Genomic DNA, 12,304 nt, shown 5'->3' with positions numbered 1-12,304 from the left:
AACTGATTATTCAGACTTAACAGATACAGGGAGTTAATATGCTTTGGTCATTTATCGCTGTCTGTTTTTCCGCATGGCTTTATGTCGATGCATCGTACCGCGGTCCCACCTGGCAGCGCTGGTTATTTAAACCGGTCACGCTGTTGCTCCTGCTGCTGCTGGCCTGGCAAGCGCCGATGTTTAACGCCGTCAGCTATCTGGTGCTCGCCGGGCTGTGTGCATCCCTGATTGGCGATGCCTTAACCCTGCTGCCGCGCCAGCGCCTGCTGTACGCCGTTGGGGCGTTCTTCCTGTCGCATCTGCTCTATACCATCTACTTTGCCAGCCAGATGACGCTCTCCTTCTTCTGGCCGCTGCCGCTGGTACTGCTGGTGATTGGCGCCCTGCTGATTGCGGTGATCTGGTCACGACTGGAAGAGATGCGTTTGCCGGTCTGTACGTTTATCGCCATGACGCTGGTGATGGTGTGGCTGGCAGGTGAACTGTGGTTCTTCCGTCCGACCGCTCCGGCGATGTCCGCGTTCTTCGGCGCCGCGCTGCTGCTGATCGGGAATGTCGTCTGGCTGGGCAGCCACTATCGCCGCCGCTTCCGGGCGGATAACGCGATAGCCTCCGCGTGTTACTTTGCCGGGCATTTCTTGATTGTGCGTTCGCTGTATATCTAAATAGCGCTTGACTCTGGAGTCGACTCCAGAGTGTATGCTGCGGTTAATGAGAAAATTATCATTGCCGGAGACTGCCATGTCGACTCCAGAAATACCAAAAAAAGTCCCTCAATTCTCGGCACTTAAGCTCAGCCCGGCTCCGTCGAAAGACGACTGCTGCTGCGAAGGCGCGTGCGAAACGCCAACTCAACCCCTTCCTGAAAGCGGCAACCGCTACAGCTGGGTCGTCAACGGCATGGACTGCGCGGCCTGCGCCCGCAAGGTGGAAAACGCCGTCAAGCAGGTGCCGGGCGTGAGCCACGTTCAGGTGCTGTTTGCCACCGAAAAGCTGCTGGTCAGCGCCGATAACGACGTCAGCAAGCAGGTTGAAGCTGCCGTCAGCCAGGCGGGCTATACCCTGCGCAGCGAAACGGCGCCCGTTGAAAAAGCCTCCTCCCTGAAAGAAAACCTGCCGCTCATTACCCTCATCATCATGATGGCCCTGAGCTGGGGGCTGGAGCAGATTAACCATCCGTTCGGCAATCTGGCGTTTATCGCCACCACGCTGGTCGGCCTGTTCCCGATTGCCCGTCAGGCGCTGCGCCTGATGAAAAGCGGCAGCTGGTTTGCCATCGAAACGCTGATGAGCGTGGCGGCGATCGGCGCGCTGTTCATTGGCGCGACGGCAGAAGCGGCGATGGTGCTGCTGCTGTTCTTAATCGGCGAACGCCTTGAGGGCTGGGCGGCGAGCCGGGCGCGTAAAGGGGTCAGCGCGCTGATGGCGCTGAAGCCGGAAACTGCCACTCGCGTGATAAACGGCACGCGTGAAACGGTCGCCATCAATACGCTGCGCCCGGGCGACGTGATTGAGGTGGCCGCAGGGGGGCGTCTGCCTGCCGACGGCGCGCTGCTTACCGCCACCGCGAGCTTTGATGAAAGCGCCCTGACCGGGGAATCCATTCCGGTAGAGCGCGCCGCGGGTGAAAAAGTGCCTGCTGGCGCCACCAGCGTCGACCGTCTGGTGCAGCTCACCGTGCTTTCCGAGCCGGGCGACAGCGCCATCGACCGTATCCTGAAGCTGATTGAAGAGGCCGAAGAGCACCGCGCGCCGGTCGAACGCTTTATCGATCGCTTCAGCCGGATTTATACCCCTGCCATCATGCTGGTTGCCCTGCTGGTCACCGTCGTCCCGCCGCTGTTCTTTGGCGCCCCGTGGGAGGGCTGGATTTATAAAGGGCTGACGCTGCTGCTGATTGGCTGCCCGTGCGCGCTGGTGATTTCCACCCCGGCGGCGATTACCTCAGGTCTGGCGGCGGCGGCGCGGCGCGGCGCGCTGATTAAGGGCGGCGCGGCGCTGGAGCAGCTGAGCCAGGTTCAGCATATCGCCTTCGATAAAACCGGTACGCTGACCGTGGGCAAGCCGCAGGTGACCGGCGTGTATCCTCAGGAAACCAGTGAAGATGAGCTGCTTACACTGGCCGCCGCCGTTGAACAGGGGTCCACTCACCCGCTGGCGCAGGCGATTGTGCGAGAAGCGCAGTCGCGCGGGCTGAATATCCCTCCGGCAACCGCCCAGCGGGCGCTGGTCGGGTCAGGGATTGAGGCCACCGTTGACGGTAAAAATGTGCTGATTGTCGCGGCAGGCAAGTCTTCCAGTCCAGAGGTTGAGGCGTTAGAACAGACCGGACAAACCGTCGTGAGCGTTATGCAGGACGGCGTGGCGAAGGGAATGCTGGCGCTGCGCGATACCCTGCGCGATGACGCCAAAGAAGCCGTAGCGGCGCTGCACAAGCTGGGCGTGCAGGGCGTTATTCTTACCGGTGATAACCCTCGCGCGGCGGCAGCGATTGCCGGTGAGCTGGGGCTGGAGTTTAAAGCCGGACTGTTGCCTGCGGATAAGGTCAGCGCCGTGACGGCGCTGAACGCCCGCGCGCCGCTGGCGATGGTCGGTGACGGGATTAACGATGCCCCGGCGATGAAAGCGTCCACCATTGGTATTGCAATGGGCAGTGGTACCGACGTGGCGCTGGAAACGGCCGACGCGGCGCTGACCCACAACCGCCTGACCGGGCTGGCGCAGACGATCGCCCTGGCGCGCGCGACGCGGGCCAACATCCGTCAGAACATCGGCATTGCGCTCGGGCTGAAAGGGATTTTCCTGGTGACGACCCTGCTCGGCATGACCGGATTGTGGCTGGCGGTGCTGGCGGATACCGGGGCAACGGTGCTGGTGACGGCGAACGCGCTCCGGCTGCTGCGTCGCCGGTAAAAAAAGCCCGGTGGCGCTAACGCTTACCGGGCCTCCATGTCCTGTTAACTCATCGGTCGGGTAAGGCGAAGCCGCCACCCGACTTTTTTATAAGAAATAGCTCATCGCCAGGCCTAAAAACAGCACCAGACCGACGTAGTTGTTGTTCATAAACGCTTTAAAACAGGCGTCACGCTCACGCTTCGCAATCAGCTTTTGCTGGTACGCAAACAGCAGTCCCGCCACCAGCACGGACCAGTAAAACTCCCAGTTCAGCCCGTTCAGGCGACCGATCGCGACCATCAGCGCCAGTACCGCGACCTGCAGGATACCGATAATCAGCTTGTCCTGACGACCAAAGAGGATGGCGGTGGATTTGATGCCAATTTTCAGGTCATCGTCGCGGTCTACCATCGCGTATTGCGTGTCATACGCCACCGCCCAGAGAATGTTCGCCAGGAACATCAGCCAGCAGCTGAGCGGTAAGGACTCACTAACCGCCGCAAACGCCATCGGAATCGACCAGCCAAACGCCGCGCCCAGCACCACCTGAGGCAGGTGGGTATAGCGCTTCATAAAGGGATATACCCAGGCCAACGCCAGCGCCGCAACGGAAAGCAGAATGGTCATGGTGTTGAGGGTTAACACCAGCAGGAAAGAGAGCAGCACCAGAACAATGAACAGCACGCGGGCTTCTTTCCCGGTGACCTGCCCGCTGGGTAACGGACGTCCGGCAGTACGCTTAACATGACCGTCGAATTTACGATCGGCATAGTCATTCACCACGCAGCCCGCCGCGCGCATCAGCCAGACGCCGGCAACGAACACGGCCAGGATCCACAGCGGCGGCACGCCCGGCGTGGCGAGCCACAGCGCCCACAGGGTCGGCCACAGCAGCAGTAACGCGCCAATGGGTTTATCGGTACGCATTAAGCGGTGATACGCCAACAGCTTATTCTGCGTCAGGCTCCACTCCATTTTTTCTTCCTCTTAGTACAACGGTGATGCCGGTAAAAAAAGCTCCGTCAGAATTAACGGTTTACCGCTCAGGCGAAGGCGGGAACGACGCCCCCAGAGTTCGGCATCACGACCAATCTCAATAAAATCCCGGGTAAGCTCAGACGAGGTAAAAAGGTAACGCCCCAGAGGCGTTTTCCCCAGACGTTGCAGCGCGAGCTCTGGCCCGGAAAGGGTGGACTCGGGGACCACCGTCCGCCCGGCAAGCCACGGTTCACCATCAGCACAGAGTAAAATTTCGCGCAGCCAGTAGCGTGGCTCTTGCGGCAGCAGCGGCAGCTCGCTGGCGATCTCATCGCCAGAGACAAACCCTTCCTGAATCAGGGTCACCGTGACCGTTTTACCCTGTTGCTCAAAACGTTTCGTCATGGAATCTTCCAGCAACAGCCAGTCCAGTTGCTGCGGATCAAGCGCAGGTATTTGGTCGAAATAGCGCAGCGCACGCAGTTGCGTTAGCGCAGGGTGTGACATGCCAGACTCTCCGATACATAACGTAATGGCATTGTATCGCAGAAACACGGATTGAGGGGGGCCAAACGTTATTTAACGATCACGATCGCAACATGGGCGCAACAGCCTGGCGGCTACGAAAAAAAGTGCGCCCACTCAGGCGCACCAAACTACTAACAAATCAGCACTGTGGGGAAACGGTTACCCCTTGCCTTTTACACTGCTGATAAAGGTGGAACGGGCAGTGGTTGAACCTAAACGTTCGGCTTCATCAAGCAGTTTCAGCGCTTTATCGACATCGCCGCGCTTCACCGCCTGCTTAATGGCGTTGTTGAAGTACTCTTCGGTGTCGTTCAGTACCGGCTCGGCCTTCTTCGCCGGGGCAGGCGCTGCGGTCGCTACCGGTGCGGCTGCCGTGGCAGCTGGCGCGGTATAGGCAGGAGCAGCTGTGTTACCTACAGTGACAGGGCCGGAACCGGAAGAGCCAAACAGCGGGCCGACCAGCACGCTTGAACCGCTGTTCGTTTTCACCTTCAGCTTTAACGTTCCGTCGGTGACGTGACGAGCAATCGGGTCTGGAATATCAGGAATCGCGTTACCGGTACCTTTTGCGTAGGCTTTAGCCGGATCGAGCAACGTGGTGGTCTTCTGAAGATCTTGCTCAGTGGTAAAGACCAGAACGTAGAGTTTTTGCTGGCCCAGCGCTGGCGTAAGGCGCATGACGCCTTCCAGACGGTCGGCGCTCATCACGCCGGGCTCCTGATACGTAAAGTATTCACTTGGGAAAAAGGCAGATGGCGTCATGTTCTGATCGAGAATCAACACGTTTGGTGCAAATACACTCGTCTGCTTATTAACCTCACTGGTCAAGGTAATGGCCAGTTCACCAATATTGGCGGGTACGCTATACGCAGCGACAGGGCCGGTAATACCCGGAACATTAAGTGACTGACCAGCCGTTGAGAGCTGGGTGGTCTGGGTTTTAGACTGATCGACAGGGGTCCAGACAAGCTGTTGCAATGCAGCTGTCGGAATGGCTGGCGCGGATGTTGTGTTTTGCGGAACGAAATTGACGTTAGCGAGCGTTACAGCAGGCGCGCTTGCCAGCAGCCCTGCGGTTAAACAAAGGGCAAGGAGAGTTTTGTTCATTTTCATTGTTATCACCTCAAAATGCACAGGTCAGCGGTAGCCAGGCAATAGCGCGCCGTCCCAAGGATTGAGGGGCTTGCGCCCCTCAGTTTGGTCATTACGTCAGGTTAAGACGGGATTACCACCAGATTTCCATCTGGGCGCCGAAGGACCACTCATCGTTGTCGCCGCGGCTGAAGCTTTTCGCAGTGGTATCGCTATAGGCCATGCCTGGGGTGTAACCCGCAACGGAGTTTTTACCTGAAGGCGCATAACCCCATTTCTCATCCCACTTGGCATAGGTGGCGAAGACGCGGATTGCTGGACGTGACCAGATGCTGTCGCCAGCCTGCCACTGTTGTGCCAGGGTGATTTTATACTGGTTGTTGGTTTCGCCAGTTTCCTGAGATTTGACGTTGTCGTAGCCCACTTCAAGCAGAGTGCTCATGATAGGCGTCCATTTGTACATAGGACGAACGCCTACGGTCCACCATTTAGTACCGTTGTTGTTATCCCAGTTGATATCCTGGTACATACCGACGTACATCAGATCCCAGCTATCGCCCAGCGAGATAGCACCGTGGTCAAGTACGCGCCACAGGTGCCCGTTGTTGTTGATGCCATAGTTGATATCGTCAGTAGTGCCAATGTTCGAACCTTGCGACAGACCTTTACCCTGAGAGGTCATAGAGTCAGTTGCATATTGCAGAACGAATTTGTTGTAGCCTTTCAGCATGCTCTGCGTGTGTTCAGCGGTGAACATCCAGCCATCTTTAGATGCGCCGTCGATCAGGTGATAATCATCACGTGGGTTTGCACGGCCGTAATCAGCCCCCAGCTCCAGGGTACCGCCCGGGTTAATTTCCATCTGGGCTAAACGCACGTCAAAGACATCGTTCGCCGTGCGAGTGGTGTAGTCATAAACGCTGTTGCTGGCGAAGGATGAAGAACCGCCGGCTTCAGAAGAACGGGTTGCAGCCAGAGAGAGCTTACCAAAACCTACGTCGATGTTTTCCAGACCTGCACCAGGACCTGAAATATCCCAGTAGTAGAAGTCGATCATGTGGACGTCATGACGCTGATAGAAGCGCTTACCGGCCCAGATAGTCGAACCTGGCAGCCACTCAATCAGGTTTTTACCCTGCACGTTGGCTTCACGGAACGCCGGGTCAGTGGCCTCCCAGTCGTTCTGTTGCGCCACGGAATACGCGACGTTGGTGTCGAAGTAGAAGCTCTTATCGCCCTCTTTCCACACTTCCTGGCCCAGTTTCAGTTCCGCATAGGTTTCACATTCGTTACCCAGACGGTATTTACTTTGAGCACCGGTTGCCTGGAAGCACTGTTGTTCGCCGCCACTACCCGTCCAGCCGATACCGGAACGAGCATAACCATGGAAATCCACGGCCATTGCCTGAGCAGACATTACGCCCGCTGCGACGGCAACTGCCAGAGGAAGTTTGCGCAGAGTAATCATCATTCTATCTCCTGAGATCATTGCTTTTCTTTGAACACTTCACCTGTCGGTTTCGTGTCTTCTTTTGGGATTGCTTAAACGCCTGGCTCTTTGTGCAACCGACGACATGCAGTGCCATCCTCACGGAACAGATGGCAACGCTCTGGCGGCAAGCCGATAGCGAATGTGGCACCCTCTTCTACCAACACCACGTCGTTCTGGCGGTAGACCAGGTTCTGACGGATGGCGGGGATCTGGATATGAATCTGTGTTTCGTGACCAAGCTGTTCGACGACCTGAACGTCACCTTCCAGGGTCACATCAGCGATGTGGCTCGGCAGCAGGTGCTCAGGACGAATACCGAGGGACATATTTGCCCCGACCTGTACGTTGGCGCTGTCGACCGGCAGCCAGACCTGCTGGCGGTTTGGCAGCTCCACCTGTACCTGTTCAATGGCTGTCGCGGTCACTTTGACGGGCAGGAAGTTCATCTTTGGCGAGCCAATGAAGCCCGCAACAAAGCGGTCTGCCGGGTAGTGGTACAGCTCCAGCGGTTTACCCACCTGCGCCACGCGGCCGGCATCCAGCACCACGATTTTGTCGGCGAGGGTCATCGCTTCCACCTGATCGTGGGTGACGTAAATCATCGTGCGGCCAAGACGCTTGTGCAGACGGGAGATTTCAATACGCATCTGGACGCGCAGGGCGGCATCCAGGTTAGAGAGAGGTTCATCGAGCAGGAACACGCGCGGTTCGGCCACCAGCGTACGGCCAATCGCCACACGCTGACGCTGACCACCGGAAAGCGCTTTTGGTTTACGCTCCAGCAGGTGGGCCAGCTGTAACACTTCCGCCACCTGCGTCACGCGCTGGTTAATGACCTCTTTCTTCGCGCCGGCCAGCTTCAGGCCAAAGGACATATTTTCGGCAACGGAAAGGTGTGGATAGAGTGCATAAGACTGGAACACCATACCGACGCCACGTTCGGCAGGCGGGATGTCGTTCATTCGGGTATCACCAATCAGCAGGTCGCCGCTGGTAATCGTTTCAAGACCGGCAATCATACGCAGCAGAGTAGATTTACCACAGCCTGATGGGCCAACAAACACCACGAATTCGCCTTCGTTGATGTCCAGATTGATGTCTTTCGACACCACAACGTCACCCCAGGCTTTCGTTACATTACGCAGCTGTACGCTCGCCATGCCCTTCTCCCTTCGTTACAACCTGTCACCGACAGAAACATTCAAGATAAGTTCACTATGGGGTATCCATTACTTTCCCGAATCCTCCACCCCCCGCCTTTTTTATGGGGGAGGAGGCGGGAGGATGAGGGAGCAGGCTCTGCGACCGCCGTGGGCGGGCTGAGGCAAAATTCGTGAAGCCGCCTGCAAAATTCGGTGGTTTTTTATGTGCGCCAGCACTCATAACTTAAATTTATGCAACGGAGATCACACAAACGGGGGGTGGGGCGTAGGGGTTGGGAGGATGGAAAGAGGATGTCAAATAAGGAGACTGAGACACGTTGAACCACTGAAGTCATACCACGAGACATCACCAAAAAGGATGGCAGCTATGAATATCAAGACTGGCGCACGCGTTTTCGCATTGTCCGCCCTCGCAGCAATGATGATTTCCGCACCGGCGCTCGCCAAAATTGAAGAAGGCAAACTGGTTATCTGGATTAACGGCGACAAGGGCTATAACGGCCTGGCCGAAGTGGGCAAAAAATTCGAAAAAGATACCGGCATCAAAGTTACCGTAGAACACCCTGACAAGCTGGAAGAGAAGTTCCCGCAGGTTGCAGCAACCGGCGACGGCCCGGACATTATTTTCTGGGCGCATGACCGTTTCGGGGGTTACGCGCAGTCTGGCCTGCTGGCAGAAGTGACGCCAGATAAAGCCTTCCAGGACAAACTGTTCCCGTTCACCTGGGATGCCGTTCGCTATAACGGCAAGCTGATCGCTTACCCTATCGCGGTTGAAGCCCTGTCTCTGATTTACAACAAAGACCTGGTACCAAACCCACCGAAAACCTGGGAAGAGATCCCGAAACTGGATAAAGAGCTGAAGGCGAAAGGTAAATCCGCGCTGATGTTCAACCTGCAAGAGCCGTACTTCACCTGGCCGCTGATTGCTGCCGACGGCGGTTACGCGTTCAAGTTTGAAAACGGCAAATATGACGTGAAAGACGTGGGCGTGGACAACGCGGGCGCGAAAGCGGGTCTGACCTTCCTGGTTGATCTGATCAAGAACAAACACATGAACGCGGATACCGACTACTCCATCGCGGAAGCGGCGTTCAACAAAGGCGAAACCGCGATGACCATCAACGGTCCGTGGGCCTGGACCAACATCGACAAGAGCAAAGTCAACTACGGCGTGACGCTGCTGCCAACCTTCAAAGGCAAGCCGTCTAAACCGTTCGTTGGCGTGCTGAGCGCGGGCATCAACGCCGCCAGCCCGAACAAAGAGCTGGCGAAAGAGTTCCTGGAAAACTACCTGCTGACCGATCAGGGTCTGGATGAAGTGAACAAGGACAAACCGCTGGGCGCCGTCGCGCTGAAATCCTTCCAGGATCAGCTGGCGAAAGATCCACGTATCGCGGCCACCATGGATAACGCCCAGAAAGGCGAAATCATGCCGAACATCCCACAGATGGCTGCGTTCTGGTACGCCACGCGTACCGCGGTCATCAACGCTGCAAGCGGTCGTCAGACTGTCGATGCCGCGCTGAAAGATGCTCAGGGTCGTATTACTAAGTAATGACGTAGTCCCCTCTCCCTTCGGGAGAGGGTTAGGGTGAGGGTTGGCGCTATCCGCACGCCCTCACCCCGGCCCTCTCCCCCAGGAGAGGGAGAAAAGATCAAACGTTGTAGAGGAAAAACCCCATGGATGTCATTAAAAAGAAACGCTGGTGGCAAAGCGACGCGCTGAAGTGGTCAGCGATCGGTCTGCTGTGTCTGCTGGTGGGTTACCTTGTTGTTTTAATGTACGTACAAGGGGAATATCTGTTTGCCATCATGACGCTGATTTTAAGCTCTGCTGGCCTGTATATTTTCGCTAATCGTAAAGCCTATGCCTGGCGCTATGTTTATCCGGGCGTGGCCGGGATGGGGCTGTTTGTCCTGTTCCCGCTGATTTGTACCATCGCCATTGCGTTTACCAACTACAGCAGCACCAACCAGCTTGCGCAGGAACGCGCGCAGCAGGTCCTGCTGGATCGCTCATATCAGGCAGGCAAGACCTTTAACTTCGGCCTGTATCCTGCCGGGAACGATTGGAAGTTAGCGCTTACTGACGAAGCAAGCAGCAAATACTATGTCTCCGACGCGTTCAAATTTGGCGGCGAGCAGAAGCTCACCTTAAAAGAGGCACAGGCCCTGCCGGAAGGTGAACGCGCCAACCTGCGCGTCATTACCCAGAACCGTCAGGCGCTGACCCAGCTCACCGCCGTGCTGCCAGACGACAGCAAGGTGACCATGAGCTCGCTGCGCCAGTTCTCCGGCACGCAGCCGCTGTATACCCTGGCGGACGACGGTACGCTGACCAACAACCAGAGCGGCGTGAAATATCGTCCGAATAACGACATTGGTTTCTATCAGTCCATTACTGCCGACGGCAAATGGGGTGATGACAAGCTCAGCCCGGGCTATACCGTCACCATCGGCTGGGACAACTTTACCCGCGTGTTTACCGACGAAGGCATTCAGAAACCGTTCTTCGCCATCTTCGTCTGGACGGTGGTCTTCTCGGTGCTGACGGTGATCCTGACCGTGGCCGTGGGCATGGTGCTGGCCTGTCTGGTCCAGTGGGAATCCCTGAAAGGCAAAGCGATTTACCGCGTGCTGCTGATCCTGCCGTATGCCGTACCGTCGTTTATCTCGATTCTGATTTTCAAAGGGCTGTTTAACCAGAGCTTCGGTGAAATCAACATGATGCTGAGCGCCCTGTTCGGCATCAAACCGGCCTGGTTCAGCGACCCGACCACCGCTCGCTCGATGATTATCATCGTGAACACCTGGCTCGGTTATCCGTACATGATGATCCTGTGCATGGGCCTGCTGAAGGCTATCCCGGACGATCTGTACGAAGCCTCGGCGATGGACGGCGCGGGCCCATTCCAGAACTTCTTTAAAATTACGCTGCCGCTGCTCATTAAACCGCTGACGCCGCTGATGATTGCCAGCTTCGCCTTTAACTTTAACAACTTCGTGCTGATTCAGCTGTTGACCAACGGCGGCCCGGACCGCCTTGGCACCACGACGCCAGCAGGCTATACCGACCTGCTCGTGAGCTACACCTACCGTATCGCCTTCGAAGGCGGCGGCGGCCAGGACTTCGGTCTGGCGGCGGCGATTGCCACCCTGATCTTCCTGCTGGTAGGCGCTCTGGCGATTGTGAACCTGAAAGCCACACGTATGAAATTTGATTAAGGAGGGCATCAATCATGGCAATGGTACAACCCAAATCTCAAAAGTTGCGCCTCCTGGCGACGCACTTAGGCCTGCTGATTTTCATCGCGGCGATCATGTTCCCGCTGCTGATGGTTATCGCCATCTCCCTGCGTTCGGGTAACTTCGCGACAGGGAGCCTGATCCCGGACGAAATCTCCTGGGAGCACTGGAAGCTCGCGCTGGGCTTCAGCGTGGAACACGCGGATGGCCGCGTCACGCCGCCGCCGTTCCCGGTCCTGCTGTGGCTGTGGAACTCGGTGAAAATCGCAGGCATTACCGCCATTGGTATCGTGGCGCTTTCCACTACCTGTGCTTATGCCTTCGCCCGCATGCGTTTCCCGGGCAAAGCGACGCTGCTGAAAGGGATGCTGATTTTCCAGATGTTCCCGGCCGTACTGTCGCTGGTGGCGTTGTATGCCCTGTTTGACCGTCTGGGCCAGTACGTACCGTTTATCGGCCTGAACACCCACGGCGGCGTGATCTTCGCCTATCTTGGCGGTATCGCACTGCATGTGTGGACCATCAAAGGCTATTTCGAAACTATCGACGGCTCGCTGGAAGAAGCGGCCGCTCTGGATGGCGCAACCCCGTGGCAGGCGTTCCGCCTGGTGCTGCTGCCGCTGTCGGTGCCGATTCTGGCGGTAGTGTTTATCCTGTCGTTTATCGCTGCGATCACCGAAGTACCGGTTGCCTCACTGTTACTGCGTGATGTGAACAGCTACACCCTGGCCGTAGGTATGCAGCAATACCTCAACCCGCAAAACTACCTGTGGGGCGACTTTGCCGCGGCGGCCGTACTTTCCGCCATCCCGATTACCGTGGTGTTCCTGCTGGCGCAGCGCTGGCTGGTCAACGGCCTGACGGCGGGCGGTGTGAAAGGTTAAGTTTCATTTTGTTATGCCACTGC

At 57.1% G+C, this 12,304-nt stretch carries 10 protein-coding genes; 5 read left to right on the top strand and 5 right to left on the bottom strand.

What is annotated here, in order from left to right; genetic code table 11:
- The first annotated feature begins 38 nt into the window (after positions 1 to 38).
- Both LBF07_RS12695 and zntA read left to right on the top strand, forming a co-directional pair.
- The gene (locus tag LBF07_RS12695) at positions 39 to 665 is read left to right on the top strand and encodes a lysoplasmalogenase (RefSeq protein WP_029741976.1); all 627 of its coding nucleotides are present in this window, start codon (positions 39 to 41) and stop codon (positions 663 to 665) included.
- Positions 666 to 741: 76 nt separating this feature from the next.
- Entirely contained in the window at positions 742 to 2,913 is a 2,172-nt protein-coding gene (zntA, locus tag LBF07_RS12690) for a Zn(II)/Cd(II)/Pb(II) translocating P-type ATPase ZntA (protein WP_094935066.1), read from the top strand.
- 87 nt (positions 2,914 to 3,000) lie between these two features.
- Here zntA and ubiA read toward each other — a convergent pair whose 3' ends face one another.
- The 5 genes from ubiA to malK all read right to left on the bottom strand — a co-directional run bounded on the left by ubiA (position 3,001) and on the right by malK (position 8,145).
- Positions 3,001 to 3,870 carry a 4-hydroxybenzoate octaprenyltransferase gene (gene ubiA / locus LBF07_RS12685; RefSeq protein WP_032662636.1) on the bottom strand — a complete coding sequence of 290 codons (870 nt, stop codon included), beginning with the start codon at positions 3,868 to 3,870 and terminating at the stop codon, positions 3,001 to 3,003.
- A 12-nt stretch (positions 3,871 to 3,882) separates the two neighbouring features.
- On the bottom strand, positions 3,883 to 4,380 hold the full coding sequence (gene ubiC, locus LBF07_RS12680; RefSeq protein WP_023334136.1) for a chorismate lyase: 498 nt from the start codon (positions 4,378 to 4,380) through the stop codon (positions 3,883 to 3,885).
- 180 nt (positions 4,381 to 4,560) lie between these two features.
- Complete coding sequence (gene malM, locus LBF07_RS12675; protein WP_087823764.1) at positions 4,561 to 5,514, bottom strand: maltose operon protein MalM; 954 nt, start codon at positions 5,512 to 5,514, stop codon at positions 4,561 to 4,563.
- A gap of 112 nt (positions 5,515 to 5,626) precedes the next feature.
- Positions 5,627 to 6,964, bottom strand: a complete 1,338-nt coding sequence (locus LBF07_RS12670; protein WP_072210885.1) for a maltoporin — start codon at positions 6,962 to 6,964, stop codon at positions 5,627 to 5,629.
- A gap of 71 nt (positions 6,965 to 7,035) precedes the next feature.
- Complete coding sequence (malK, locus tag LBF07_RS12665) at positions 7,036 to 8,145, bottom strand: maltose/maltodextrin ABC transporter ATP-binding protein MalK (RefSeq protein ID WP_023310005.1); 1,110 nt, start codon at positions 8,143 to 8,145, stop codon at positions 7,036 to 7,038.
- A 370-nt stretch (positions 8,146 to 8,515) separates the two neighbouring features.
- Between malK and malE the strand changes: the two genes are divergently transcribed.
- The 3 genes from malE (at position 8,516) to malG (ending at position 12,281) form a co-directional block, all read left to right on the top strand.
- Positions 8,516 to 9,706, top strand: coding sequence for a maltose/maltodextrin ABC transporter substrate-binding protein MalE (gene malE / locus LBF07_RS12660; RefSeq protein ID WP_039264157.1), 1,191 nt, complete (start codon positions 8,516 to 8,518; stop codon positions 9,704 to 9,706).
- 125 nt (positions 9,707 to 9,831) lie between these two features.
- Entirely contained in the window at positions 9,832 to 11,376 is a 1,545-nt protein-coding gene (malF, locus tag LBF07_RS12655) for a maltose ABC transporter permease MalF (RefSeq protein ID WP_094935067.1), read from the top strand.
- Between the two features lie 14 nt (positions 11,377 to 11,390).
- Positions 11,391 to 12,281, top strand: coding sequence for a maltose ABC transporter permease MalG (malG, locus tag LBF07_RS12650; RefSeq protein ID WP_023310002.1), 891 nt, complete (start codon positions 11,391 to 11,393; stop codon positions 12,279 to 12,281).
- The last annotated feature ends 23 nt before the right edge of the window (positions 12,282 to 12,304 follow it).

It is taken from the genome of Enterobacter cloacae complex sp. ECL352 (assembly GCF_020149545.1).
Classification (GTDB): Bacteria; Pseudomonadota; Gammaproteobacteria; order Enterobacterales; family Enterobacteriaceae; genus Enterobacter; species Enterobacter asburiae_B.
This window is presented reverse-complemented; position numbering and strand designations above follow the sequence as displayed.

What these genes read in the sequence shown, in the direction of transcription:
- zntA (WP_094935066.1), top strand. Translation starts at nt 742, where the DNA reads ATGTCGACTCCAGAAATACCAAAAAAAGTCCCTCAATTCTCGGCACTT.
- malK (WP_023310005.1), bottom strand. Translation starts at nt 8,145, where the DNA reads ATGGCGAGCGTACAGCTGCGTAATGTAACGAAAGCCTGGGGTGACGTT.
- ubiA (WP_032662636.1), bottom strand. Translation starts at nt 3,870, where the DNA reads ATGGAGTGGAGCCTGACGCAGAATAAGCTGTTGGCGTATCACCGCTTA.
- malE (WP_039264157.1), top strand. Translation starts at nt 8,516, where the DNA reads ATGAATATCAAGACTGGCGCACGCGTTTTCGCATTGTCCGCCCTCGCA.
- LBF07_RS12695 (WP_029741976.1), top strand. Translation starts at nt 39, where the DNA reads ATGCTTTGGTCATTTATCGCTGTCTGTTTTTCCGCATGGCTTTATGTC.
- malG (WP_023310002.1), top strand. Translation starts at nt 11,391, where the DNA reads ATGGCAATGGTACAACCCAAATCTCAAAAGTTGCGCCTCCTGGCGACG.
- ubiC (WP_023334136.1), bottom strand. Translation starts at nt 4,380, where the DNA reads ATGTCACACCCTGCGCTAACGCAACTGCGTGCGCTGCGCTATTTCGAC.
- LBF07_RS12670 (WP_072210885.1), bottom strand. Translation starts at nt 6,964, where the DNA reads ATGATGATTACTCTGCGCAAACTTCCTCTGGCAGTTGCCGTCGCAGCG.
- malM (WP_087823764.1), bottom strand. Translation starts at nt 5,514, where the DNA reads ATGAAAATGAACAAAACTCTCCTTGCCCTTTGTTTAACCGCAGGGCTG.
- malF (WP_094935067.1), top strand. Translation starts at nt 9,832, where the DNA reads ATGGATGTCATTAAAAAGAAACGCTGGTGGCAAAGCGACGCGCTGAAG.